The sequence below is a fragment of the Nostoc sp. DedVER02 genome (assembly GCF_034530675.2).
GTDB lineage: Bacteria > Cyanobacteriota > Cyanobacteriia > Cyanobacteriales > Nostocaceae > Nostoc.
Genome location: NZ_JAVRCP020000001.1, coordinates 524,451 through 550,301 on the forward strand (window position 1 = coordinate 524,451; position 25,851 = coordinate 550,301).

At 41.1% G+C, this 25,851-nt stretch carries 24 protein-coding genes and 1 pseudogene; 10 read left to right on the top strand and 15 right to left on the bottom strand.

From position 1 onward, the window contains the following. Window positions 1-61: 61 nt before the first annotated feature. Window positions 62-1,216: an alanine--glyoxylate aminotransferase family protein gene (locus RMZ41_RS02275; RefSeq protein ID WP_322645051.1), complete on the top strand. Its 1,155-nt coding sequence runs from the start codon at window positions 62-64 to the stop codon at window positions 1,214-1,216. Window positions 1,217-1,581: 365 nt separating this feature from the next. Here the strand turns inward: RMZ41_RS02275 and RMZ41_RS02280 are convergent, their stop codons facing one another. The 5 genes from RMZ41_RS02280 to RMZ41_RS02300 form a co-directional block, all read right to left on the bottom strand. After that, window positions 1,582-1,809 carry a DUF2949 domain-containing protein gene (locus RMZ41_RS02280; protein ID WP_322645050.1) on the bottom strand — a complete coding sequence of 76 codons (228 nt, stop codon included), beginning with the start codon at window positions 1,807-1,809 and terminating at the stop codon, window positions 1,582-1,584. A gap of 469 nt (window positions 1,810-2,278) precedes the next feature. Then, window positions 2,279-2,785 carry a DUF192 domain-containing protein gene (locus tag RMZ41_RS02285; RefSeq protein WP_322645049.1) on the bottom strand — a complete coding sequence of 169 codons (507 nt, stop codon included), beginning with the start codon at window positions 2,783-2,785 and terminating at the stop codon, window positions 2,279-2,281. Between the two features lie 162 nt (window positions 2,786-2,947). Further along, window positions 2,948-3,634: a response regulator transcription factor NblR gene (gene nblR / locus RMZ41_RS02290; protein WP_322645048.1), complete on the bottom strand. Its 687-nt coding sequence runs from the start codon at window positions 3,632-3,634 to the stop codon at window positions 2,948-2,950. A gap of 297 nt (window positions 3,635-3,931) precedes the next feature. Further along, window positions 3,932-4,849 (bottom strand): NAD(+) kinase, encoded by a 918-nt coding sequence (locus RMZ41_RS02295; protein ID WP_322645047.1) that lies wholly within the window; start codon window positions 4,847-4,849, stop codon window positions 3,932-3,934. A gap of 131 nt (window positions 4,850-4,980) precedes the next feature. After that, on the bottom strand, window positions 4,981-5,979 hold the full coding sequence (locus RMZ41_RS02300; protein WP_322645046.1) for an SDR family oxidoreductase: 999 nt from the start codon (window positions 5,977-5,979) through the stop codon (window positions 4,981-4,983). 20 nt (window positions 5,980-5,999) lie between these two features. On the opposite strand from RMZ41_RS02300, the gene RMZ41_RS02305 reads away from it, so the two are divergent. Continuing rightward, a complete protein-coding gene (locus tag RMZ41_RS02305) occupies window positions 6,000-6,245 on the top strand; it encodes a hypothetical protein (RefSeq protein ID WP_322645045.1) in 246 nt (81 codons plus the stop codon). Between the two features lie 40 nt (window positions 6,246-6,285). On the opposite strand, the gene RMZ41_RS02310 is transcribed toward RMZ41_RS02305, so the two are convergent. Continuing rightward, window positions 6,286-6,390, bottom strand: a complete 105-nt coding sequence (locus RMZ41_RS02310) for a PetM family cytochrome b6-f complex subunit 7 (RefSeq protein WP_094330898.1) — start codon at window positions 6,388-6,390, stop codon at window positions 6,286-6,288. 208 nt (window positions 6,391-6,598) lie between these two features. Between RMZ41_RS02310 and pdxA the strand changes: the two genes are divergently transcribed. From pdxA to RMZ41_RS02325, 3 genes are read left to right on the top strand one after another with little or no spacing between them, the layout of a single operon-like run. Continuing rightward, window positions 6,599-7,690, top strand: a complete 1,092-nt coding sequence (gene pdxA, locus RMZ41_RS02315; protein WP_322645044.1) for a 4-hydroxythreonine-4-phosphate dehydrogenase PdxA — start codon at window positions 6,599-6,601, stop codon at window positions 7,688-7,690. A gap of 39 nt (window positions 7,691-7,729) precedes the next feature. Next, window positions 7,730-8,068 (top strand): type II toxin-antitoxin system RelE/ParE family toxin, encoded by a 339-nt coding sequence (locus RMZ41_RS02320; RefSeq protein ID WP_322645043.1) that lies wholly within the window; start codon window positions 7,730-7,732, stop codon window positions 8,066-8,068. After that, window positions 8,061-8,357 carry a hypothetical protein gene (locus RMZ41_RS02325; protein WP_322645042.1) on the top strand — a complete coding sequence of 99 codons (297 nt, stop codon included), beginning with the start codon at window positions 8,061-8,063 and terminating at the stop codon, window positions 8,355-8,357. The genes RMZ41_RS02320 and RMZ41_RS02325 overlap by 8 nt, the downstream gene beginning before the upstream one ends. 302 nt (window positions 8,358-8,659) lie before the next feature. On the opposite strand, the gene RMZ41_RS02330 is transcribed toward RMZ41_RS02325, so the two are convergent. After that, window positions 8,660-9,379, bottom strand: coding sequence for a response regulator transcription factor (locus tag RMZ41_RS02330; protein ID WP_322645121.1), 720 nt, complete (start codon window positions 9,377-9,379; stop codon window positions 8,660-8,662). 1,306 nt (window positions 9,380-10,685) lie between these two features. Here RMZ41_RS02330 and RMZ41_RS02335 point away from each other — a divergent pair. Next, window positions 10,686-11,132: pseudogene (locus RMZ41_RS02335) on the top strand (rhodanese-like domain-containing protein); the annotation flags it as partial. Between the two features lie 487 nt (window positions 11,133-11,619). Here the strand turns inward: RMZ41_RS02335 and RMZ41_RS02340 are convergent. The 4 genes from RMZ41_RS02340 to trpB form a co-directional block, all read right to left on the bottom strand. Beyond that, window positions 11,620-12,249, bottom strand: coding sequence for a ribonuclease H-like domain-containing protein (locus RMZ41_RS02340; RefSeq protein WP_322645041.1), 630 nt, complete (start codon window positions 12,247-12,249; stop codon window positions 11,620-11,622). 89 nt (window positions 12,250-12,338) lie between these two features. Then, window positions 12,339-12,887 (bottom strand): CAP domain-containing protein, encoded by a 549-nt coding sequence (locus RMZ41_RS02345; RefSeq protein WP_322645040.1) that lies wholly within the window; start codon window positions 12,885-12,887, stop codon window positions 12,339-12,341. A gap of 347 nt (window positions 12,888-13,234) precedes the next feature. After that, a complete protein-coding gene (locus RMZ41_RS02350; RefSeq protein WP_322645039.1) occupies window positions 13,235-13,759 on the bottom strand; it encodes a CAP domain-containing protein in 525 nt (174 codons plus the stop codon). 370 nt (window positions 13,760-14,129) lie between these two features. Further along, complete coding sequence (gene trpB / locus RMZ41_RS02355; RefSeq protein WP_322645038.1) at window positions 14,130-15,365, bottom strand: tryptophan synthase subunit beta; 1,236 nt, start codon at window positions 15,363-15,365, stop codon at window positions 14,130-14,132. Window positions 15,366-15,658: 293 nt separating this feature from the next. Here trpB and RMZ41_RS02360 point away from each other — a divergent pair, with 293 nt between their 5' ends. Together RMZ41_RS02360 and RMZ41_RS02365 are read left to right on the top strand one after the other, a co-directional pair. Next, complete coding sequence (locus tag RMZ41_RS02360; protein ID WP_012410518.1) at window positions 15,659-16,006, top strand: translation initiation factor; 348 nt, start codon at window positions 15,659-15,661, stop codon at window positions 16,004-16,006. A 141-nt stretch (window positions 16,007-16,147) separates the two neighbouring features. Then, on the top strand, window positions 16,148-16,306 hold the full coding sequence (locus tag RMZ41_RS02365; RefSeq protein ID WP_322645037.1) for a YqaE/Pmp3 family membrane protein: 159 nt from the start codon (window positions 16,148-16,150) through the stop codon (window positions 16,304-16,306). 392 nt (window positions 16,307-16,698) lie between these two features. Here the strand turns inward: RMZ41_RS02365 and RMZ41_RS02370 are convergent, their stop codons facing one another. From RMZ41_RS02370 to lpdA, 4 genes are all read right to left on the bottom strand, one after another. Next, window positions 16,699-17,367 (bottom strand): carbonic anhydrase, encoded by a 669-nt coding sequence (locus RMZ41_RS02370; protein WP_322645036.1) that lies wholly within the window; start codon window positions 17,365-17,367, stop codon window positions 16,699-16,701. Between the two features lie 642 nt (window positions 17,368-18,009). Beyond that, window positions 18,010-18,261, bottom strand: a complete 252-nt coding sequence (locus tag RMZ41_RS02375) for a DUF5340 domain-containing protein (protein WP_322645120.1) — start codon at window positions 18,259-18,261, stop codon at window positions 18,010-18,012. Between the two features lie 224 nt (window positions 18,262-18,485). Next, a complete protein-coding gene (gene trpC, locus RMZ41_RS02380; RefSeq protein WP_322645119.1) occupies window positions 18,486-19,376 on the bottom strand; it encodes an indole-3-glycerol phosphate synthase TrpC in 891 nt (296 codons plus the stop codon). Between the two features lie 116 nt (window positions 19,377-19,492). Beyond that, window positions 19,493-20,923, bottom strand: coding sequence for a dihydrolipoyl dehydrogenase (gene lpdA / locus RMZ41_RS02385; RefSeq protein ID WP_322645035.1), 1,431 nt, complete (start codon window positions 20,921-20,923; stop codon window positions 19,493-19,495). Between the two features lie 685 nt (window positions 20,924-21,608). Between lpdA and RMZ41_RS02390 the strand changes: the two genes are divergently transcribed. Together RMZ41_RS02390 and RMZ41_RS02395 are read left to right on the top strand one after the other, a co-directional pair. After that, window positions 21,609-23,384 (top strand): SWIM zinc finger domain-containing protein, encoded by a 1,776-nt coding sequence (locus RMZ41_RS02390; RefSeq protein WP_322645118.1) that lies wholly within the window; start codon window positions 21,609-21,611, stop codon window positions 23,382-23,384. A 285-nt stretch (window positions 23,385-23,669) separates the two neighbouring features. Continuing rightward, the gene (locus RMZ41_RS02395) at window positions 23,670-25,466 is read left to right on the top strand and encodes a ShlB/FhaC/HecB family hemolysin secretion/activation protein (protein WP_322645034.1); all 1,797 of its coding nucleotides are present in this window, start codon (window positions 23,670-23,672) and stop codon (window positions 25,464-25,466) included. Window positions 25,467-25,851 lie beyond the last annotated feature (385 nt).

Consider the following 25,851-nt stretch of genomic DNA (forward strand, 5'->3'; position numbering starts at 1 on the left):
GCTACCAGACTAAACCAAATTCCCACAATTTTGACTTTTATTTGACTTTTAGGATAGAAACATGAACGATAAGCTGATGCTAATGATTCCAGGCCCAACGCCGGTGCCAGAAGCTGCTTTACTGGCATTAGCCAAGCATCCGATTGGACACCGGACTAGTGAATTTAGCAATATCTTGGCAGAGGTGACGGAAAACCTCAAGTGGTTGCACCAAACTCAAAGTGATGTGCTGACGCTAAATGTCAGTGGTACGGGTGCTGTAGAAGCCGGAATAATTAATTTTCTCTCTCCAGGCGATCGCATTTTAGTTGGCTCTAATGGTAAATTTGGCGAACGTTGGGTAGAAGTCGGTCAAGCCTACGGTTTGAATGTAGAAGAAGTTAAGGTGGAATGGGGAAAACCCTTAGACCCCAAAGTATTTGCCGAAAAACTCCAAGCAGATACCCAAAAGCAAATCAAAGCCGTAATCATTACCCACAGCGAAACCTCGACTGGTGTGTTGAATGATTTAGAAAGCATCAACCGCCACGTCAAAGAACACGGTGAAGCTTTAATTATCGTTGATGCCGTCACTAGCTTGGGCGCGTTCAATCTCCCCGTGGATGCTTGGGGTTTGGATATAGTCGCCTCTGGTTCTCAAAAAGGTTACATGATTCCGCCAGGATTGGGTTTTGTTTCTGTCAGCCCTAAAGCTTGGGAAGCTTACAAAACTGCGAAGCTACCAAAATATTATTTGGATTTAGGCAAATATCGCAAAGCCACAGCCAAAAATACAACTCCATTTACTCCCCCTGTGAATTTGATCGTAGCGCTGCACACCACGTTACGAATCATGAAAGAGGAAGGTTTGGAGTCAATATTTGCTCGACATGAACGCCTTAAGAATGCTACCCGCGCCGCCATTCAAGGGTTGAATTTACCCCTATTTGCAGCAGATAGTTCCGCTAGCCCAGCAATTACGGCCGTAGCACCACAGGGCATTGAATCGGATAAGATTCGGTCATTGATGAAAAAACGCTTTGATATCGCCCTAGCTGGTGGTCAAGACCATTTGAGTAATAAGATTTTCCGCATTGGTCATTTGGGCTTTGTGAGCGATCGCGATATCCTTAGCTGTATAGCATCTTTAGAAGTTACCCTAACAGAACTTGGATACGAAGACTTCACACCTGGATCTGGTATAGCAGCAGCAGTTAGAGTGTTTAATCAGTCCTAATTACTCAGCATTAAATAAAAAGAGCGAGTTAAATGATCAACTTGCTCTTTTTATTTGTTGTATGTAAATGTGTAAAAACCGTCAGAGTTCATAAACTTATATATCAACCTTTGTCTAATCTAGAGTTCATGTGACATGCTTGAATTCTCCTAAATGATACCAAGTTGCCCTAGATAGTATTATTTGCTTCAGAGATAGAGAGATAGTCACACAAATACTTTGACACCAAACAATACTAATGGTGACTTAGTATAATCCCAAATTTGTATGATAAATAATATTGATTGAGTATTGCTTGAGATTCAAGTAACAACCTTTTGCTAGATACTTTTACTCCAAAATCCAAAATCCAGAATCGGCATCTCCTATGCCGTTTCCAGCCAATCATAAATTTGGTCTAACTGCTCTAGAGTAATCAAACCATACTGCCAAAGAATCATTGCCAAAGGGCCTGGATCTTGCTCCCGATGACGCAGTGCAACCGCCAGCGATGCTGTGGAAATTGCCAAATCTTCTTGCAAAAAATGAATCAGTCGAGAATATTTTGATGGTGACATTTGGATCTCACCTCCTAGTGCAGAATGTATTGTCATATATCAGTTCACCATTGCTCGGTAGCCAGTAGCCAGTATTTCATCTGTCACTGTGCCGTTATTGGCTATACACCCCAGCACAGTTTTTTTGATTTGCCTTTAAGAGAGGCTTTCCATCTGCTCGATTTTCAAGCAGTATTTTTACTTAGTTAAATTGGCTCCATTTTATTTACTTGTGTACTTTATTTAATTACATAAGTAGTAACCAACTTTCCATAGCCTATACTCTCTTATTGGCGGCTATTTACACTTACGCCCAAGGGTATATTTTTGCCAAACCTTAAGACCACGATTTCAGGTTGGAGACAGTAGAAATTTACATTATTACCACAGTTTTTAAATAGTAGCGTTACAGATGACTTTTTGCCACAAGAGGTCACATTTTTTACAAAAAAAACATAGATTTAGGTAGTATAGGCTCTGAACAGAGCAACCATCCAAATCTTTATCCCCGCAAAGTAGCTAAGTCTCAAAACTGAATTTTCACAATATCGCCCACCTTCAACTTCAATTCGGCAGCCCTTCCAGAGCGAAGTTCAATTACCTTATCGATTGGTGTCTTCGGGCCATAGGTAGGGCAAGGTTCACTTGCACAAGGAGGTGCAGAAGCTTGGATATATTTAACTACACCGTTTTGTAAAAATACCATATCCAAGGCTACAGGTACATTCTTCATCCAGAAACTAACTGGTTGTGGTGAAGGGAACCCAAATAGCATTCCTCGGTTATCTGGCAAAGCTGGCCGATACATCAACCCCATCTGTTGCTGTTGTGGTGTCTTTGCCACTTCTAGCTGAATCGTTGTGCCATTAGGAAGAATAGCTTTAGCTGAAATTGGTAGTTTTTGACCTAAACTCTCTGGTGCTGGAGTTTGAGAACCAGACGTAGGAGTTGGAGGTTTAGCCGTTGTTGGCACAGAACAGCCCATCAACAAAACACTCAGTAACATTGAGAATAAACCTAGCCAACGATTCATAATTATTTGTGGTTTTGTAATTTAGATTTCAATTTTACAGAATTTCAGCTAGAAAACTCACGCTTTTATTTGTCTGGCAATACACAGCCGTTTTTAGCCTCAATTAACTAGACAATGGGCTTAAACCCATTGTCAAAGCTAGGCAAACTCCCGGCATCTGTATTAGGATTCTCTCAAAACGTACCCTACGCCCCGTACTGTCTGAATGAGGCGCTTTTGACCTTCATCTTCGATTTTGAGACGTAAGTAACGGATGTATACTTCAATAACATTTGACTCACCCAGAAAGTCATAACCCCAAACATTCTCTAAAATTTGTTCGCGGGTTAACACCTCACGGGGATGTTCCATTAAGAATTTTAATAGTTCAAATTCCTTCATTGTCAAGTCAATTGCCCGTCCGCCGTGGATAGCGCGGCGAGTGGCGATGTCCAAAATTAGATCCCCAAAACGTAATTGTTCCGTGGTATCGACATCGGGTTTTAAGTAGAGGCGAATTAACTTTAAAAAGTCTTCTGAACGGTAAGGCTTGAGGATATAATCATCCGCCCCTGCTTCTAGACAAGCTACACGATCGTCAACTGTATCCCTTGCCATTAAAATCAATACAGGCGATCGCATACCAATGCTTCTCAGATTCTTACACAATGAGAGTCCTGATTCTCCTGCTAGCATCCGGTCTACAACAATTAAAGCAGGTTGGTGATCGCTACAGTATTGCAAACCACTGGTTGCATCATGAGCCAATATTGATTCATAGCCAGCTTCTTGCAAATCGCAAGCAAGCTGATTTGCTAGGCTCTCATCGGTTTCAATCACCAAAACACAGGGACTTGAAGCAACTGTCATAACAATTTGGGATATTGGATTTGGGATTGTAAAGATGTTCTAGAGAAAATCTTTACATCAGTTATAAAGTGCAATTACGAGTTTTGAATGATGGAGCAATCCTGATTTGACGCACGGCTAAGAATCTTTTAGCACGTTCAGGTGTCAGCCATCGAATTCTCTGATGCAATCTTAATAACTACATCCAAATACCATCCTTATACCAGTAATTCTGGAAGGAAATTAGGGAATGGGGACAAGGGGACAAGGGGAATAATTATACTCAATTCCCAATTCCCAATTCCCTATGCCCAATAACTACGGCAATTCCACCGATGTTGGTTTGGCAATATGTGGTAAACCCCAACCTAATTTTTCTCGTAAAATTCGGAAAAACTCAGGCGGTTGTAGGCGAATAAATCGGACACTGTATTGCGATCGCTCCATATATACTCTATCTTCTGGAAAGACATAGCACCCTCCATTACCATCTACCACCATCACCAGCCGAGGAATGTTAACTGGATAAATGTTGACCGATTCAGTATCTGGAAATACTAATGCTCTAGAAGCTAGGGAATGGGGACAAATGGGTACTAGCTGTAAAACAGGTACGCCAGGAGTCACAACTGGGCCACCAGCACTCAATGAGTAAGCTGTAGAACCAGTAGGCGTAGAAACAATCACACCATCCGCTGCAATATCTACTGGTGCATGACGACCTATAACAATTTCAAAATGGCACATAGAGGTCAATGGTTCTCGGTGCAGAACCATTTCGTTCAAGCAGAGGGCTTCCCACAGCACTGCATCTCCCCGACATACTTTGACGGTGAGCATGGCTCGTTCTTCAATTTCATACTCCCCCGTCATTGCCTGTTCTAGCGCTTGGGGCAATTGATTCAAGAAAGTTTCTGTCAAAAATCCCATGTGACCGGTATTCACTGTTAATAGTGGAATACCACAGGGGGCTACCTGACGAGACGCTGCTAAAACAGTGCCGTCTCCCCCTAACACCACTGCAAACTCCATATCTGAGTCAAAACCAGGGGGCGTTAGACCGTCAATGGGGGTGTGGCATACAGGACTATCTGGATTAGAGTAGCCCAGTATTCCACCGATACTCGATGTGACACACACATCCCAACCGGCTGCGGTTAGCTTGTCTTTCAACTCAATAGCGACACGACCCGCTACCGGTTTAACGTCATTGTAGATAATGCCTGCTTTCGGCACACTCAAATATCCAAGTTTAGGCGATGCTTTGTATTATGTAATCGTTACACATTTTTGGTCATGTAGTCATTAATCTAAAATTCAGATATCCAAAGTCTAGAGTTTCATGACTAATGTCTGTTTTTTAATGACTATTGACTATTGGCTTTTGAAGACTGTTTAAAAGGAGTTTTTTTAGGTTTTTGCTTTTTATTTTTATTTTTCTGGTAGTCTACTTCTTTGAGTTTCTTCATAATTCGGCTGAAGTACTCTTGTAGATAGCTTTCTAGGGTTGTGGTTTGTTGCGGATCTAAACCAAAAACTGTATATACTTCATCCATTGAAGCATTTAGCTGTTTACCACTAGCCAATACTTCTGTAAATGCTAGCCTGTCTGCTACGTTCCATCCCCACTGAAAAGACCGCATTAAGCCCCGCACAGCACGCAGTACGCTTATCGGCATCCGCGTTACTCTGGCATCTTTTCCAGATAAGCGTTCGCACAGGTTGATGATTTCTTCTGCACTCCATGCACGAGTACCAACTACAGGAAAAGCTTGGTTTTCCGTTTCAGGTACACTCAATGCACGGATTGTAAACTTAGCAATATCCTGAGTATCCATATAGGCGATGGGAGAAGAATTACCTGTCACCCAAACTGGCTGTCCTTCCAAAATAGGAATCCCATACTGACCGATTAAGCCTTGCATAAAACCAGCTAGCCGCAAGATGGTATAATTCAAGCCTGACTCAGCCAAGAAAAGTTCTGTACATCGCTTAATTTCCATTAGCGGTACTTCTGGATATTTATCGGCATCCAAAATTGAAAAGAAAATAAAACGTTCTACACCAGCTGCTTTTGCTGCTTGAATTAATGCTACTTTGCCCTCCCAGTCAACTTGTTTGATACTCAGTGAATCTGTAGGGCGAGATGTTGACGCATCGATAACTTGGGTTACACCAACTAAAGCTTCCGTTAAGGTATCGGGGTAACGTAAATTTCCTGCTACGAGTTCCGCACCCCATTCTTTAAGAAAAGCTGCTTTTTTACTGCTCCGCACGAGACAGCGTACTTTATATCCCTCATCGATTGCACGACGAGCCACTTGTCTACCTAAGGTGCCAGTGGCACCGACGATTAATAATGTCATGAGGTTTGTAATAAATTTTAATGTTTTATGAAAAGAATGTTATCAGAATAACCTATGCAAACAAAAGTTTACATCTTTTCTCAGGAAATCGGTTTTTAGGGAAAAAATCATGGGAAAATGGCTGTCCGGTAAACGGACAAGCTTTTTTCCCAGTTAGGGAAAAGTATGAACGCCAGCTTGGGGCGAACAGAACTTTTGAAAAGAAGGGTGGGGGAGTGGGGGAGGATGAGAAAGATAAGGGGGATGAGGGAGATGAGGGGAAATAATTACTAACTCCTAACTCAGCACTCCTAACTCAGCACTCAATTATTCTTCTCCGCCCTGAATTTTTAGTAACAAAGCACCTAAGCCCCAGCCTACGAAGATTAAACCGAAGGACAATACAGCTGCATTCAAAATTTCGCCGCCCATTAGTGTGATTCTCCTTATGCAAATTAGTGTGTGTAAACTAGGTCTACCAGAAGCTTTTCAAGAGTTACTGTAGGATTAGACCCGTGTAAATAATTTTAAACTAGTTTAGCAAGTAATCCCTACTGGTTTGGGGGGCAATCCCTACTGGAGAGAGGAAAAAATAGGGAAATTGGAGAAAACTTGATGATAATTATTATGAATAAATTCTATGTATCAAAATAACCAAATTAACTTAGTGAATTCTCGCCAAAATAACCGTCCGCGTTTGGCGCTGACACTGGGAGATCCTGCTGGCATTGGGCCGGAGGTAGTTTTGAAAGCTTTAGCAGAACCGGAAATTAGTAAAAAATACGACGTAACAGTGGTAGGGAACTCGGATTTGCTGGCACAGACTTATCACAAATTGAATTTAACTGAAAATTTAGTACCTTTGGCAAATCTAGAAGAGTTGTCTGTCAGCGACGTGCAGTTGGATGAAAAAATTAAAGGTCAAATTATCCCAGGAATAGGTAATGCGGCGAGTGGTGCGGCTAGTTTCGCCTATATGGAATATGCGATCGCACAAACACTTGCTGGTAAATTTGATGCTATTGTCACAGGGCCGATCGCAAAATCTGCTTGGAAAGCCGCAGGATATAATTATCCAGGGCAAACGGAACTTTTGGCGCAAAAGTCAGGTGTTGACCGTTTTGGGATGTTATTTGTAGCGCGATCGCCCTATACTAATTGGACACTCCGCGCTTTACTAGCTACCACACATATTCCTTTACGTCAAGTAGCGGATACATTGACACCGCAGTTGTTGACACAAAAACTAGATTTATTGGTGGAGTGTTTGGAGAAAGATTTTGGGATAGAAAATGGGAGAATTGCGATCGCAGGTTTGAATCCCCACAGTGGCGAACAGGGACAATTAGGACATGAAGAACAAGATTGGTTAATTCCCTGGTTGGAGCAAGAGCGGCAAAATAGACCACAATTACAGCTAGATGGGCCGATACCACCAGATACGATGTGGGTTAAACCTGGTCAAGCTTGGTATGGAAATTCTGTAGTAAAAAATCCTGCTGATGCTTATTTGGCACTTTATCACGACCAAGGCTTGATTCCTGTAAAGTTGATGGCGTTTGATCGGGCAGTTAATACTTCTATAGGTCTTCCTTTCGTTCGCACTTCACCGGATCATGGAACAGCATTTGATATTGCAGGTAAAGGAATTGCTGATGCTACGAGTATGAAGGCAGCAATACATTTAGCGGCTGAATTGGTTAGTCAAAAGTTGGCGGTGAAAAAACTATGAATTATTTCATGATTTATAACTAGACTTGTCCAAAGAATCATGGAAGTGCAACCAAGAGAAATTAGGAATTATCTGACAGTAGATGGAAAAAATATTTTTAATGAATGGCTTGATTCTCTGCGAGATAGAAGAGCAAAAGCTAAAATAAGAGCCAGACTTGACCGAGTTGAAGATGGTAATTTAGGTGATTGTAAGTCAGTTGGAGAAGGTATTTTTGAATTGAGAATCGACTATGGGCCAGGCTACCGCATATACTTTGGACAAGAAGGTATAACAATTATTATTCTTTTATGTGGTGGAGATAAAAGCACTCAGAAACAAGATGTTGATAAAGCTCAGGAATATTGGAAAGACTATAGGAGTAGAGATAATGCCTAGAAGTGTAAACTATCACGAAGGACTAGTTAAACATCTCCAAGATCCACTAGAAGCAGCATCTTATATCGAAGTAGTTCTAGAAGAGGGCGATCCTAAAATGTTAGGAAAAGCGCTCAAGAATTTAATTGAGGCACAGGGTGGAATTGATCGGTTTTCAGCGCAAGTTAAGCAATCCTATGAGCAACTTGACTTGATGTTATCTGAGCAAGGAGAAATTGAATTTTATTGTCTGAGGAAATTACTGGATGCATTGGGATTACAGCTAGCAGTAACAGTGAAGTCAGTATGAGGTGATTTTTTAAGTACAGTTTAAATCGCTCAGTCTTATACCTTCCCAATTTATTTTTACAATTTATAAATTGCCTCTCGAAGTTGTTTACTAATTTCAAGTAAAGGTAATTTAACCAGTCATTCACTCTTGGATGGCTAGTATTTTTTTGTATCTTTTTGGTTGTAACAAGAAGGCTAACGCCTGAGACGTATGAGGTGTAACGCAAATTATAAAGTCAAGCCTCAGAAAAATTACTTAAGCAAGTAAGAAAACAATGCTGGCAAATTCTTTATTATAAACTACTCCTGAAATTGGAAAGCTCAGGAAGTAGTATTTTCGTCGGGTGCTTCAAACTTGTAACCATAGCCCCGCACAGTTTTAATAAACTCTGGTACGCTAGGATCGACTTCCATCTTCTTGCGAAGTTGACCAATATGCACATCAACCACTCGGCCATCTCCTACGTAGTCGCAACCCCAGATTTTTTGGATTAACTGTGGGCGACTCCAAGCCTGATTAGGATGACTTGCCAAAAAATGTAAAATATTAAATTCCAGTGCTGTTAAAGCAAGAAGCTTATCATTAAGTGTTACCTCCCGGCCTTCTGGGTTAATTACCAGCTGCTTAAAAATAATCCGCTGTGTTGGTGAAGGGTTAATGTAGCGTATCCGCCTCAAAAGTGCTTCTATTCTAACTTCTACTTCTGCAAGACTAAATGGTTTAGTCATGAAGTCATCAGCACCTGCACTCAAGATTTTAATTTTATCAGCCTCATCAGTCCTACTAGTCAGTATTAAGACTAAAACATTAGTCCGACTCTGCATTTCTTGACAGAGGTTATAACCATTAACATCCGGCAAATTCCAATCCAGAATTACTAAAGCTGGGTTGAATTGCTCAAACATCGATAATGCAGTTTTACCATCTGCTGCCGCCTCTATTTGATATTTACGACTCAAAAAACGATGGACGAGATTTCTCACGCCGAAGTCGTCATCAACAATCAGAATTTTGGGAGTAGTAGCGGTAATCATAACCATAATGCTGCCTATTGTAGATTGGGCGATGCGCTGTTGCGTCAGTTTTGCTGTACGTGTTTCTGTTGAGAGTGGATTCACGCGCGTCTCTGCTGAGTCCGATCGCTACTGTAGTACTTGTATACAATTAATTTTCCATGAAGCTTACAAAAACTTTAGCCATCGCAATGCTTACAAAATGTATAACTATTGTATGATGTTTGTATACTTTTTGAAATCATGTTGTATAATAGATAAATTTTATACTTACTGACAATAAGTGTAATTGAAGACCATTTCTACAAGCACAAGTAGTTTTAGATAAACACCAGACATGACAGCAGTTGCTACAACTTTGGAAAAGCAACGCACTCCATGATTAATTAGCTATCTATAAAGGCTGATAAACCAAGCCATAAGCCAATCAGATTCTACCCAGTCGTACTTTACCCAATGAGTATTTGCTCCTGAAGAGGAACTACGAAAATTTACTCAGCGTGCATTTACATATAGCTACCCTTTTAAGCATATAGTATACTACAAATCTCAGCCTGAGATTATGACAAGTCAAGGAATGAGAGTATCACCAGAAGGTTTTCGACAGCAAAAACAGCTTTAACAGACAAAACTTGGAGTCAGCATAAATTAGCAATAGCTTTAGGCATTAGGGACTTGCAAAAAATAAATTATCCGAAATTATTTGCATATTTGCAGAGGCGCAAGACCTTGCACCCCTACAATGTCTTGTTAAGTAATCAGACAGAATTAATTACACAAGTTTTTTACTGTAACCTGTAACCTATTCCCTATCTCCACCAATGAATATATTGGTTAGATTGGCAATTCAATGAACATCAAAAATAATTGCTCCCAAAATCTTACGATGTGAATAAATAGGTATTAGATTGCCTCAATATTGCCGCTTTTGTAACTCTAATAGTGCGGCAATAGATTGAATAGACATAATTCTCAGCGATCGCAGATATCGAAAAGCTATGTAATTCCAGGAATGATGGCTAAATGCTTACTAAATTTTAGACTATTTAAAATAGGATTTTAATAACTTAATATAAAACTTATTTTTCAAAAAATCTTAAAATAATTAAATATTTAAAATATAAAATCAAAATATTTTATTAAAATCAATACAAACAAAAAGCCTTCTTAATAGTCTAACTTGACTGTATTTGCAATGGATTAAATGGTAGAAAAAATTTTAATTAGCTACTCTATCCTCAGAGGTATTTTGAATAAATTCATCCCATAGAAAGAGCAATTAAATATATCTAGTCCGTTAAATTGCTATTAATATCGTCACAAAAGGATAAGTATGGTTAACAATTTAGTCGGCGGCATCATTCCCCCACAGCCACCAATAGAATCACAATCTGATGCTCATGTGCTGAAATCTCGCCTAGAATGGGGCGAACCAGCTTTTACAATCCTGGATGTACGCGATCGCAACACCTTCAACGAAGGTCACATTATGGGAGCAATGCCCATGCCAATAGATGAATTGGTACAGCGTGCAGTACCTTCTTTGGATAAAAGCCGTGATATTTACCTTTACGGTGCTAATGAAGAAGAAACCGCCCAAGCCGCACAACAACTGCGTTCTAATGGATTTGAGCATGTCTCTCAACTCAAAGGTGGTCTTGCCGCATGGAAAGCTATAGGTGGGCCAACAGAAGGTATTGTTGAATCAAAAACTCCCCCAGGTTCAGATGAGTACAATGTTGTAGATCGGTTGAAAAGTCATCAAGAACATGAGTCAAAGGGAGGTACTAGCGCGACAGAAGCTGTTAAGCAAGGAGCTAGTAAGCTTAAGGAAGGCATTCAAGAGGGAGCTAGTAACCTTAAGGAAGGCATTCAAGAAGGAGCCAATAATGTCAAAGAAGGCATTAAAAATGCTACCGATAGAGATGATTCCAATCTTGGCTCTTAGGTAAACTTAGATAGTTGACCATAGACCTCTTGCAAAAATCAAAAATAAAGACCCTACTGCACCTTTGATATGACATCAAGGTTTCCCCTCTTTGCTTGTAGCGAAACACTAGGGGAATATTAGAAGATTTTTCAAGAGGTCTAATCTTGATTGTTTTGTAATGCTATCCTTCAGTATTAATAAGTTTTGTAAAATCTAACCTTGCGTTATTGCGAACGCGAACAGCATGTTGTAGAGAGGAGGAACGACATTCACAAACTTTTCCCCATTCCCTCTCTCTACGAGTAATTCAGGAATCAAATCGGATTCCTATATTTGATTAATGTTCAAACAAATCCTTAAATTGCAATAAATCTAAGGAAACTATAGTTGGCAGAAATTCAAAACATTCTTGAGCAATTTTCCAACGTTCTTCTCGTTTGAGCATTTCTGTTAATTTTTGCTTCACACTAAGTAAATAGCGCACATCATTAGCAGCATAACTAAGTTGAGCTTCAGATAAGCTAATGGCGTTACCCCAATCAGAACTTTGAGAGCTTTTATCCAGTTCCACTTTTTCTAATTCTTGCACCACATCTTTGAGTCCGTGGCGGTTTGTGTAAGTACGAGCTAACTTACTAGCAATTTTGGTGCAAAAAACAGGGTTAACCTGAATCCCCAGATTGACCCGCAAAGTGGCAAGATCAAATCGAGCAAAGTGAAACACTTTTACAATATTTGCCGCTTCCAAGAGTTTTTTTAAATTTGGGGCTTCAGCTTGTCCTTTGACTATGCGGATTGCAGTGACTTTCCCTTCTGGGTTGCATAGCTGGACAAGACACAAGCGATCGCGCTGTGGCAATAATCCCATCGTTTCTGTATCAACTGCGATCGCACTTGATTCTAAATACTGTCCAAGGGCTGCGTCACTAAGATCGCGATCGCTCACCTGAAAATCTTGTAATGTCATGAATTATTCAAAAATAATAGCAGTGTCCACCAGAAAAAAGTCTTGTCAGACACTACATTATTATTGTGCAAAAAAACCAGAAATTAAATCTACCTAGTGCGAAAAAACATTTGTGTCAGGTAAACTTCGCCTTGATTATTAGTAGCAACACCAATTCCAGTGAGGTTATAATTTCCTTTCAGATTCTTGAGATGTCCCGGACTATTGATCCAACCAGTAACAGCTTCCTCCACAGGGTTGCTATATCCCCGGTTGAAAGCAACATTTTCCGCCGCACTGTTGTAGCGAAGAGGGATAGCTTTGACTCGTCCTTCAAATCCCTGATGGCTAAATGGAGTTTTCCCCTTAGCCATATTTTGACTATGAATTCTTGCTTGTCGAGTAATATTTGCATTTAGGGTCAACTTTGGCAGTCCTTTAGAAGCCCGATATCGATTAATTTGCTCAAAAACTGATTTTTCTAGCTCAGTAGTTTTAAAAGTAGGAGTCGATATAGCAGCCTGACTGGAAAAAAGCGACAACAGCTTATTACGGGTGGATGTATTCGTAGAAGGCTGATTTGGTATCGGAACAGTCGTTAATCCACTAGCAAGGACAAGCGCACTTAAAGCGATGCCAAAAGCAGTTTGTCGGAACATGGAGAATTGCGTTATGTTTAGAGATAATAAGACTTCTACTCTAACTTATTGTTCCGAAGATATATACCACGATACTATTAAGTATTGATGAATTTCGGCGATTTGCCTAAACCCTTTACAGTAAATAGAAATAATCTTTTCTAATTGTCAATATTTCAATAGATTGACTTTATAAAATTATGCTTATTTTTGTTGAGAATTTACGATTTTTATAAATTACTAAAAAATAATGTAGTATTCAATAAAAAAATGTCATTGAAAATACATTATTCAACATCTAACAACAGCTTTGTCAACAGACATAAATCTGGGGAATTTCAGAAAAAATCTAAATTTTTCTAAACCTATCAGCGAAGAAAAATCTGCGTGAAGTAGACTTCGCCTCTATTGTTTGCAGCAACACCAATTCCCGTTTTATCATAATTGCCTTTGATATTGGCTAGATGCCCTGGACTTTTGAGCCAGCCTTGAACAGCTGTCTTAGCAGGGTCGCTATATCCCTGGTTATAAGCGACATTTTCAGCAGCTGCTCTGTAAGAAATACCGATTGCTTGAATACGTTCTGAAAATCCTGTATGTCCAAAGGGAACTTTCCCTGTAGCCATGTTCTGACTGTGAATTCTGGCTTGATTATCGATGGCAGAATTACGAGTCAGCGCCGGTAGCCCTTGGGAAATTCTATAGTTATTAATTTGGGTAAGAACCGACTCTTCCAGAGCAGTAGTATTGATACTAGCTGCTGCAATTTTGAAAGTATTACTTGATACGTTTGATGACACTGGCGTAAAATTTGAACTTGTTACGGGAGTAGCGATCGCTCCACTACTGAGAAAAATGGTACTTACAACGCCGTAGATGGTTGTTTTAATCATTTGCTGAAAGTAAACTTCCAGACCATCTAAGCAAACTAATGTCAATGTGACAAATTGATTATAAGTCTATATACCTTTATTTATGCCAGTTTTATGGTTAAAAACTGGCAGCAAACCTTTAAATTCACAATCTTACGAAGAAACTGCGCTATTTATAAAAAACTTTCCTCTACCATTAGTATGATTGTTTTGATATCCAAGACTTACGCAAATAATAGCCAAACTACCAGGAATCAGATGCCTGAAAATGTGTATTTTCAAACTTTGCACAAAGTTTTGACCTGCAAATTCTTCGTGAGTGGGTTGTGGTAGCATAGCGTGTTGGAACTGTTGATCCATCATTGCTTCCTCGCAAATATTTTACGTAGATTTACGCTGGATTTAATAACTTAGCTACCGTTTGTACATCTTTATCACCGCGTCCAGAGCAGTTAATTACAATTCGGGGGCTACCGCTTAGTTGAGGACATAGGGTTTCGAGATATGCGATCGCATGGGCTGTTTCTAATGCTGGGATAATTCCTTCCAATTTCGACAATCGCTGAAATGCTTCTAAAGCTTCTGCATCCGTCACACTATAGTATTCGGCGCGACCAATGTCTTTCAAATAGCTATGTTCTGGCCCTACACCGGGATAATCTAAGCCCGCACTAATTGAGTGCGCCTCAATGATTTGCCCATCCTCATCTTGTAATAGATAGCTCATTGCTCCGTGTAACACACCAACTCGTCCTTTTGTCAAGGTTGCTGCGTGTTTTTCGGTATTAACACCTTCTCCGGCTGCTTCAATTCCAATAAAGCGGATAGAAGGCTCATTAATAAACTCATAAAATAGTCCCATCGCATTGGAACCACCACCCACACAAGCCAAGAGGATATCAGGCAGTGTGCCCCACTTTTCCATTGCTTGGGCGCGAGTTTCTTGACCGATGACTGCATGGAAATCACGTACCATCATCGGGTAAGGATGGGGGCCTGCTACCGAACCCAGGATGTAGTGAGTTGTTTCCACATTTGTCACCCAATCGCGGATTGCTTCAGAAGTGGCATCTTTCAGGGTTCCAGTTCCCGCTTCCACCGGACGCACTTCTGCCCCCATTAACCGCATTCTAAACACATTTAAAGATTGGCGTTCCATATCATGAACGCCCATATAAATTACGCATTCCAACCCAAAACGGGCGCAAACTGTGGCTGTAGCAACTCCATGTTGTCCAGCGCCAGTTTCGGCAATAATCCGTTGCTTACCCATGCGTTTTGCCAACAATACCTGACCAAGGGCATTATTGATTTTGTGAGCGCCAGTATGATTTAAATCTTCGCGCTTTAAATAAATTTGTGGCCCGGTGCGATCGGGTCGGGCATAATGAGCAGTCAGGCGTTCAGCAAAATACAATGGTGTGGCACGTCCCACGTAGTCTCGTAACAACTGCTGTAATTCTGCTTGAAAACCGGGGTCATTGCGGTATTGCTGATAAGCTGTTTCTAATTCAGCAAGGGCAGGCATCAGCGTTTCAGGTACATACTTACCGCCGAAGCGGCCAAAGCGACCTAGCGAATCGGGAACCTGAGCAGTTGAACTTGGAGAGAGGGGAGTGGTAGTCACAGGCTGTTTTCAATGACGGAAATAACTTAATTATTATAGAAAAGTCTGGGACATATCTGGGTATATCTAGGGGATGGGGAATGGGGAATGGGGAATGGGGAAGAAGCAAGGGGGCAGGGGGCAGGGGGCAGGGGGCAGGATAACCAATTCCCAATTCCCAATGCCCAATTTCCAATTCCCAATTCCCAATTCCTTACAATGAATTTGTGATGTTAGCCTAGAAATTGATATCCCAGCAGAATGGTTGCGTAGAAGTTTCCACTGCCTTTTAATTTTTCTTAAACATTTATTTTATGTCTTCTTCCAATTCTAAATCTTCTGACAAAAGCTTTGTTTACCGCGAATTTGGCAATGACAACTCCGCCGCCACAGAAAGACCAATTCCAGAACTGCCTCCACAGCAACAAAATCTTAAAGTACAAGCTTCCCGCAAAGGACGCAAAGGCAAAACTGTCACCGTGATTAGCGGTTTTCAAGCTAAACCAGAAACCTTGGCAGATTTGGTGAAGCAGTTGAAAACCCAGTGTGGGACAGGTGGGACACTTAAAGATAACGAAATTGAAATTCAGGGCGAACACAAACAGAAAATTGTCGAGATTTTAACCAAGCTAGGTTATAAAGCTAAAATTAGTGGTGGCTAATATTGAGTGCGGTTTCCCGCATCTTAAGCGTGACCTTGATTGAAAAAGAGAATGTTATCTTTGAGAGGTACAAATATGCTTGAAGAGTGGTAAATGAGTTACCAAACAGGCTATTTTTGGTGAGATTAATAGGAGGTTTAAATGGATTTAGTTCGGATTTTGTGTGCTATTTTTGTGCCACCCTTGGGCGTTTTTTTACAAGTAGGTTTTGGCATGGATTTTTGGATTAATATAGTATTGACTCTTTTTGGTTACATTCCAGGAATTATTCATGCGGTGTGGATAATTGCTAAGAAATAATTTTTTGTGCGAGTAGCTTGGGTGTAACCATCCCCGTAGAGGCAATTCATGAATTGCCTCTAAAAAAACTTGCGATTTGGATATATGCACGAGTAGATTAAAATACTTTACACCGCTATGTAACACGGTGCGTTAGGCTAAAGCCGTAATACACGCTACTTAAATATAAGACTACTATTTGATTTTTGAAAAGATACGTAGGGTGTGAGTGCGGAGAGTACGGCACCAAAGCCTTAAGAATGGTGCGTTACGGCTTACGCCTAACACACCCTACAAATACTTAGATTTTTCAGAAATCAAATATGATTCCTACATTTACTTTATAAATAATCTCTAAAAACATAATTAATCATGTCTCTAAAGTATAAATTTTTGTGGCAGTCAATCCTGAATTAGCTCTCATTTTTTAACATAGCATAAAGTCTAAACTCTAGAAGCAAGGGGCAGATGTGTAATTGCCATTGCACAGTTGACACGTTCAAATCTTTGATTAAGCCAGTACGTATATCTAGTACCCAACCATGAACCATAGGCGCTTTTCGCTCATAAAGTGCCTGACGCATGATAGAAGTTTGGTAGAGATTTTTCACTTGCGCCACTACATTGATTTCTGCCAAACGATTCAGACGTTCTTCTCTGGTTGGTAAGGCATCAATTTCTTCTTGTTTTTGTAAATACAGTTCCCGAATCGGATTCACCCAGTTATCCAAGATTCCGATGGTTCTACCTTCTAAGGCCGCTTTAATTCCTCCACAGTCGTAGTGACCGCAAACGATAATATGTTCTATTTTAAGATGTGATATTGCGTATTCTAAAACGGCTAAAAAATTAATATCTGTTAAAGAAACTTGATTAGCAATATTACGATGTACAAATAACTCTCCTGGTTCTGTACAGGTAAACCTTGTTAAGGCTAAACGACTATCAGAACACCCAATGTATAGAAAAGGTGGTGTTTGTCCGCTAGATAATTCTTGAAAGTAAGTTGGGTCTATAGCAAGTTTCTCAGCAACCCAAGCCTGATTATTTCTGAAGATTTCATCAATGCTGTTATATTTCATCTTTCGTCAAACTAGAGAGAGAATCTCATAGATATTTTAGCTGAATTAAAGTTTCTGCTAAATCAGTATGAACTTTGTACAATTTAAAGTTTGAGAAAGATGACAATATTTTTATATAAAATTACTATTTGATTTTTGAACGAAATTAGGTATTGTAACGTGTGTTAGAACGGAGTTCGTAACGCACTATTATCACTGGTTTGATGCCGTACTTTCCGCGCTCACATCCTACGGATATTTTCTCCAAATCAAACCAGATTCCTATACTGCATTAATTGATAGAATTATTGTATAAATTGTAAGTAAAAAGTTAGGATTTAGAGGAAAAACAACTATATACAACTTTAAGTAAATAGCTCAATCAAGTAAAATTTATATCAACAAAAATTTGATTATTAAGAATGCCGATTTCAACTCCTCATCTAGCATCTGTAGATATTCTTACAAAGTAAAAAGAATTTTATATATTAAGTAGAATCATTTTAAATGACACCCCAAATTGTGCATTTGAGTCAAGCAAGTGTGGTGGAAGCTTTTAGTACTATCTCCTTCAATACACAGAGAAAAGAGAAATTTCCTGATAATAGTAATATATCTTAACAAAGATGCCAAATTTGAGGTTGAGATATCAAGTTATTAGCTTCAATCGGGGGCAACAACTTTGTTACCGTTATGATGGTTGATTGACCAACGATGATCGACAGCCATAGAGGAAAACTCGCAAATTTCTTCTAGTCTTTTTTGCTGTACCGCAGCTTTACGGAGAGTAATAATTAGTTGATTTACCTGATGTCGTAAATCTGGATTATCATTTACAGCTAACATAGTTTGTCTTTCTAAGAGTTGAAGTATAAGTTCGTAGTGAATAGGCGAAGGTAGAGGAATTTGCTCCATGAAGTTTAATTTTGATTTCATATTTGGAATTTTGTATTAGTCAAATTTCATCTCTTGTAAATAAATTGTTACATAATAAATAACTAGTTGCTTATGGCTTTGATTTGATTAGCGATGAAGATTTGGCAAAGATATCGATAAGAGTAGACAGCAAAGTGCTGCGTGTCTACGCATAGTATGCCCTATTAGTTGCCCTGCACTAATAGGTACAGGGAAAGTATTTTTCAGAAATTCTTTGGTAATATACTGGCGATCGCAGCACCGGGATCTGGTTGTTTTACCAAAGATTCTCCAATTAGTACAGCAGATGTACCTGCTGTAAGCACTAAACTCAAATCATCTGGGTTGTGTAGTCCTGACTCGCTGACTACAAGGATATCTTTCTCCTGCAATTGGCCACCCCTTGCAGCTAAAAGTTGACAAGTAGTTTGCAGGTCAACAGAGAAATCTTCCAAATTGCGATTATTGATTCCTACTAAGGAAACGCCATCTAAAGCTAACACACGGTCAAGTTCTTCCAAGCTATGGACTTCAATCAAGGCTGCCATTTTCAGGTTGTTAGCAATTTTGAGGAAGTATTTCAAATCTTGATCGCTCAGGATAGCCGCAATCAATAAAATAGCATCTGCACCATGAATCCGCGCTAAGTATATCTGGTAAGCATAAATGATAAATTCTTTGCATAATAAAGGCAAATCTACAGCAGCCCGAACCTTGGCTAAGTTTTCAAAACTACCTTGAAAGAACTTGACATCGGTTAGCACTGAAAGACAACTAGCACCACCTCGATCATAAGATTGGGCGATCGCTACTGGGTCAAAATCTTCTCGGAAAACGCCTTTACTTGGCGAAGCTTTTTTAACTTCGGCAATCAATGCTGGTTTCGTCTTCCCTTGGCGCAAAGCGGCGGCAAAATCACGGGTTGGCGGCGCAGTAAGTACCTGCTTCTGCAATTCTTGTAAAGGAACCTTTTCCCGCATCAGGTCATATTCTACTTCTTTCTGCCAGACAATCTCTTCCAAGATATTGTTTGGCGCTGAATCAGACACGGCAGCCTGGTAACGCAATATTGATACATCAATAGCTGGATTAGGGGAACGACGACGGATTTGCATAATTGGGGAATGGGGAATGGGGAATGGGGAATGGGAAATGGGAATGGGGAATGGGGAATGGGGAAGAATTCTTCTCAATTCGTAGTACCTAATCCCTCATCCCTAATCCCCAATTCCTAAATGGCGATCGCTCGTTTATAAGCTTCGTCTAGGACTTCGGAGAGTGTTGGATGGGCGTGAACTAGATGTGCGAGGCTTTGGACGGATTGACGGTTTGCGATCGCGGCTGATGCTTCATGAATTAAGTCTGAGGCGTGCAGCCCGAAAATGTGAACGCCTAAGACTTCTCCGGTGTCTTTGCGATATATCACTTTGGCAATACCGTCGGCTTCATTTTCTGCCAACGCTTTGGAATTCCCTTTGAAGTAACTCCGACTTGTGGCGATTTCAAACCCTTCGGTGTGTCCCAATTCCTTAGCTGCGGTTTCTGTTAAACCTACATAGCTGACTTCTGGATGGGTAAAAGCTGCTGCGGGGATGCTGCGATAGTCTACTATTCTTTCCCTCCCAACTATATTTTCTACGGCGATGATGCCTTGAGCAGAAGCCGCATGTGCTAACATCATCTTTCCGTTAGCGTCGCCAATTGCCCACACATTGGGTACTACTTCACCGGCTGATAGTACTGCCATGCGATCGTCAACTGGGATAAAATTCCGCCGATCGAGTTCTATACCCACAGATTCCAAACCAAGATTTTTGGTCGCTGGGATGCGTCCTGTAGCTACCAAGCAAGCATCTACTTCGATGACATCTACATCTTCTTTGGTTTTAAAATCTGCTAATTCAATTACCACAGGCGAACCAGGGGTGACTTTTTTAGCGTATATCCCCACTTTAGTTTCAATATCGCGGGGAGTAATTAGTACCCGTTCGGCAAGTTTGGCAATATCGCGGTCAAATCCTGGCATTAACTGATCTAGGGCTTCAATCAAGGTGATTTCACAACCCAAAGCTGAGTAAACATCAGAAAATTCCAAGCCGATGTAACCACTACCAATAATTGCCACCCAGTCTGGTAAGGACTCTAACTTAACGCCTTGGTCGCTGGTAAAGACCGTTTTGCCGTCTACTTCAATCCCTGGAGGCACAAAAGGAATTGAACCAGGGGAAAGGATGATGTCTTTGGCTGTGATGATTTTTTCGCCACCGTCTCCGGTTACAGAGACTTTTTGCGCCCCAGCGATTTTTCCCCAACCTCTGATAATATCGACTCCTAGACGCTTGAGGCTGTTGGTTAAGTCCCCTTGAATTTTCGAGACGAGATTATTAGCATGATTAGCGATCGCTTGGCGATCGAATTCCACATTACCAATTTGAATTCCCAGCGATTTGAGGTGATGGGCATCGCGTAACTCCCGCACCCGCCCAGATGCCGCCAGCAGCGCTTTAGAAGGAATACAACCCCGATTAACACAGGTTCCTCCCATATCAGCAGCTTCAATAATCGCTGTTTTTAAACCACAACTTACGGCGTGTAAGGCTGCGCCATGTCCGCCTACACCAGCGCCGATAATGACTAAATCGTAATCAAATCCTTGACTCACGTTAGGTTCCCCGTCTGCTTCGCCTATTTATTCTCAACTTGACCGACAATCAGCGCAACCCCTTTAACAGTTATCAATTATCAGTTGTCAGTTTCGTTGCTGGGTTTAAGCCCCCAGCATACAGTTATGAGTGAACACTGGAAACTGCTAACTGAGTTAATTCCCCTACCATCCGCCTGATAACTTTCTGATTTAACTTCAGGAGTTGCTAACTTCAATTATGATTCACTAACTTCTGGCGAAAAGATGGATGTTTTCAGTAATTATAGTCAAATCTAGATACTTATTTTTTTTAAAGGGAATTGGGAATTGGAAATTGGGAATTGGGAATTGGGAATGGGGAATGGGGAATTGGGAATTGGGCAAGAAGTAGGATGTAAAAGAATGGAGTTCTGAGATGGATGAATGAGGAGAAAAGACTCGTTGACGGAGTTCTGAGGTGGATTAACGAGGAGAAAAGACTCGTTGACGGAGTTCTGAGATGGATTAACGAGGATAAAAGACTCGTTGACGGAGTTCTGAGGTGGATGAATCAGTCCCCTTGTCCCCTTGTCCCCCAGTCCCCAGTCCCCAGTCCCCAGTCCCCATTCCCCATTCCCCATTCCCCAATAACTTTACAGCACGATCGCTAACACCTAAGCTTGATTTAGGATTGATCCAGAGGATTTACACAGGCGATCGCTCGATGTCTATTCCCCAAATTACTGAATTTACTATCCGCCGTCATGCCAACACCAAATCTTTCCAACGCGGCGAGGCATATTATGAGGCTGGTGCTGTCAATGCTATTACCCAACGCGGTCATATCCTTCAGGCTGAAGTTGCAGGAACTGAAGCTAGACCTTATCATGTCAATCTGAGTTTCGATAGCAGTGGGTTAACCTCAGCCAACTGCACCTGTGCTTACGACTTTGACGGGTGGTGCAAACACATTGTAGCGACGATGCTCGTCTGTGCGCGTAACTCAGAATATATTGAGCAGCGCCCTACTCTAGAACAACTACTCGATCGCCTGGATCTGATCCAAACTCAAAGGCTGCTACAAGAGTTGGTAAAAGAATATCCACCATTAATTGAGGCAATTGACCGTCATGTAGGTTGGATGACGAATCCTCTTGTCGAGCAAACAACCATAAAACCTGTGCGCTGCCTTACTATCGATCCGGCTCTCTTTCGGCGGCAAGTCCGGCAAATTATCCGAGATGCTGTACGCTACTTTGAGGAGGGGTGTGAAGAAGACCCAATTGCCGAAGATTTGCTGAATGTGGTGCAAACTGCGGTAGGTTTTAGCGAACGAGGAGAGGGTGAAAATGCGATCGCAATTTTAGAGGCGATTACCTTTACCTGTGTGGAAAATTGGGACGATATTGCCGATTACGGCGCTGAAAATGATGAAATTGTCGCGGAATTAAATCAGGCTTGGTGTGAAGCAATTCTAACTGCTGAACTCACCCCAGAAGAAAAAGTTGATATTCAAATAAATTTAGAAGCTTGGCAAGATGAGTGGAATGCTGATTTTAGTCTAGTCATGGAAGCTTTACGCCAAGGTTGGGATTATCCGCCCTTAGTGCAAGTTCTCCAAGGTAATATTACCGAAAGGGGAGCTTGGGAAGAAGATGTACCAGACTATGCAGATGATTTGGCACTAATTCGGCTAAAAATCCTCGAACGTCAGGAACGCTATCAAGAATACTTGTATTTAGCAGAAGCTGAAGGGCAAACCCAGCAGTATCTGACAATGTTGGGGCGTTTGGGCAGGGTGGAAGAAGCAATTGATGCTGCTCAAACTCAGATGAACTCAATGGAAGAAGCTTTTGCCCTAGCGAAAGCACTAAGCGAACGGGAGGCATTACAGCAAGCACTAGATATAGCCCAGAGTGGATTAAATTTAGCGGGTAATTGCCAGTACGAGTTGGGAATTTGGACAAGTGATTTAGCTGTTGAGTTGGGTAATAGTAAAGCTGCTTTATTAGCAATTAAAGCGGCTTTTCAAGTCAAACCCTCCTTTGTTGACTACGAAAGGATGGCACAATTAGCTGGGGAAAACTGGGAAACTGTTAAAACAGATTTGCTGAGAATTGTCCGTACTTATAGTGGTTACGGAGCAGAATCAGCCAAAGTAGATATATTCTTGCATGAGGGACTAATTGATGATGCAATTGCGATCGCTAGTGAACTTAGTTCTTATGATTCAGAGTTAATTTATCGAGTTATGGATGCTGCTATCCCTCACAATCCTAGCTGGGTGATTGCTAATGCGCGTCGCCGTGCCGAAAAGATTATGGATGGAGGTAAAGCCGAGTACTACTACGATGCAGTTGAATGGTTAAAAAAAGTCCGCGCTGCCTACTTGGAGTCTGGGAAGAAAGCTGACTGGTTAAACTATCGAGAAAACTTGATGCAAACCCATGCTCGGAAACGTAAATTGATGGGAATGTTCCAGCAAAGGGATATGGAATGAAAGGGAATTGGGAATTGGGAATTGGGAATTGGGAATGAGGTTCCAAGGTGGATGAACGGAGTTCTGAGGTCGATGAATCAGTCCCCTTGTCCCCTTGTCCCCTTGTCCCCTTGTCCCCAGTCCCTTGCTATAAATCTGCATTAACCAGATTGTTGAGCTTTGAAATGCTTTGAAATTGAGATTTGCCCAAGATATCAATTTTAGCGACAAAAGATGAAGTAAGATTCACATCTGAGGCAGTCCCCGTGTAATCCCATAGTTACTGACAAAAAATAGTCCAGTGTGATGATTAATAAAAAATATCCTCAGAATCTTATAGCATCCCACTTACCACTGAGTATGCTTATATTACTCAGCAGTATATCTTCTAATCTACTGAAAGCTCAGGCTGTTGATACTACACAATTACCAACGAGTAATTTCCTTCTGTCACAACAACAACTCCCACCACCACAGGATGTCCAACCACCCATACCTTCGCCGCTTCCTTCACCTGAACTACCACAGCCACTTCCCCCACCCGCAGAATTATTTCCCCCCTCTACTCCAAATCCCATACCTGATGAACCAATTCCTGGCAACTTTCCTCAAACTATTGTTGTTGAACGGTTTGAAGTTGTTGGTAGCACAGTTTTCAGTCCTGAAGAGTTAGCCCTCGCCACTGCTGAATTTACCAAACGACCGATCTCGTTGACTGAAGTGTATCAAGCACGTTCTAAAATTACCGATTTATACGTAAGAAATGGTTATATTACCTCTGGTGCATATATCCCACCACAAACAATCAAATCTGGTGTTGTCAAAATTCAGGTGGTCGAAGGTAAATTAGAAGATATCAAGGTAACTGGAACTCGACGGTTGAATCCGAATTATGTCCGCAGCCGACTAGCAATAGCTACATCGCAACCTCTGAATCGCCAGCGTCTACTACAAGCACTGCAACTATTGCAACTTAATCCTTTGATTCAAAACGTGTCTGCTGAACTCTCAGCAGGATCACGGACTGGTTCGAGTCTTTTAGAAGTCAACGTTACTGAGGCAAAAACCTTTAGTAGCCAGATAGTTCTTGATAATGGGCGATCGCCTAGTGTTGGCAGTTTTCGCCGCCGATTACAATTGAATGAAGCCAATTTATTGGGATTAGGGGATTCTCTTGGTGTTGCTTACACTAATACTGATGGTAGCAACTCATTGGATGCAAACTACACATTACCACTCAATCCCCGCAATGGCACACTGACTTTCAACTATGGCACTACGTCGAGTAATGTTATTGAACCCGATTTTAAAGATTTAGATATCGAATCGGCTTCTCGCTATTATGAAGTGACATTCCGCCAACCCATAATTCAAACTCCTACCCAAGAATTCGCCCTTGGGTTGACAGCCTCCCGACGCGAAAGTGATATCTCGTGGAATCTACAACCACAGTTTTCCCCCTCTCTGCTTTCGCCTGGGGCTGATGAACAGGGACGCACCAAGGTATCTGCATTCCGATTTTTTCAAGAATGGACGAGTCGTAACAGCCGTCAAGTCATTGCCCTCCGCTCTCAATTTAGTTTGGGCATAGATATATTGAATCCCACGATTAATCAAAATGCCCCCGATAGCCGTTTTTTTGCTTGGCAAGCACAAGCGCAGTGGGTACGTCTTTTAGCTCCTGAAACCTTACTGTTACTTCGTTTAAATACGCAACTTGCATCTAGAACACTTCTGCCTTTAGAGCAATTTGGCTTAGGTGGACAAGATAGTATTCGGGGCTATCGTCAAGATTACCTGCTAACAGATAATGGTACTTTTGTCTCTGCGGAAGTTCAAGTACCAATTCTGCGCTTACCTAAAATAGATAGCACCTTACAGGTTGTGCCCTTTGTAGATTTTGGTGTTGGCTGGAATAGTTCAAATAGAGAAACTCCCAACCCTAATACTTTAGCTGCTGTTGGTCTGGGGTTGCGTTGGTCACAGGGCGATCGCTTCACTGCTCGTCTTGACTGGGGTGTTCCTTTAATTTCTGTTGACTCAAATGAGAGAACATTACAAGAAAAGGGTCTGTATTTTAGTTTGCTCTATAATCCTTTTTAAAATTTAGCTTTTGGCAAGTTGTTTTACTCTACTATAGGCTTCAGCAATCGGGGGTTTCGGCTTTTAAAAAATCAAAAGAGGATTCAACCCCTGCGGGAAATGCAGGGAAATACAGTTAGAGACTATTGGCAGTTTTCCTCCTGCCTTCATTGATAAAAATCAGTAAATATACCATGTTTTCTCTTCAGTGTTTGATTTGATTCTGGGTATCCTAAGAAAGGCACAGTTGCACTATATAGACGAAGTGACAAAGTTTCTAACTTATCTTTGGAACTTCCAGTTAACAATATTGCAACCAATCACCGTGGTTGTAGGGTGTGTTACTGCGGCAGGTAACGCACCTGTTATCTGTAGGTGGTTTGCTGCGCTTAACGTCATAAAACAC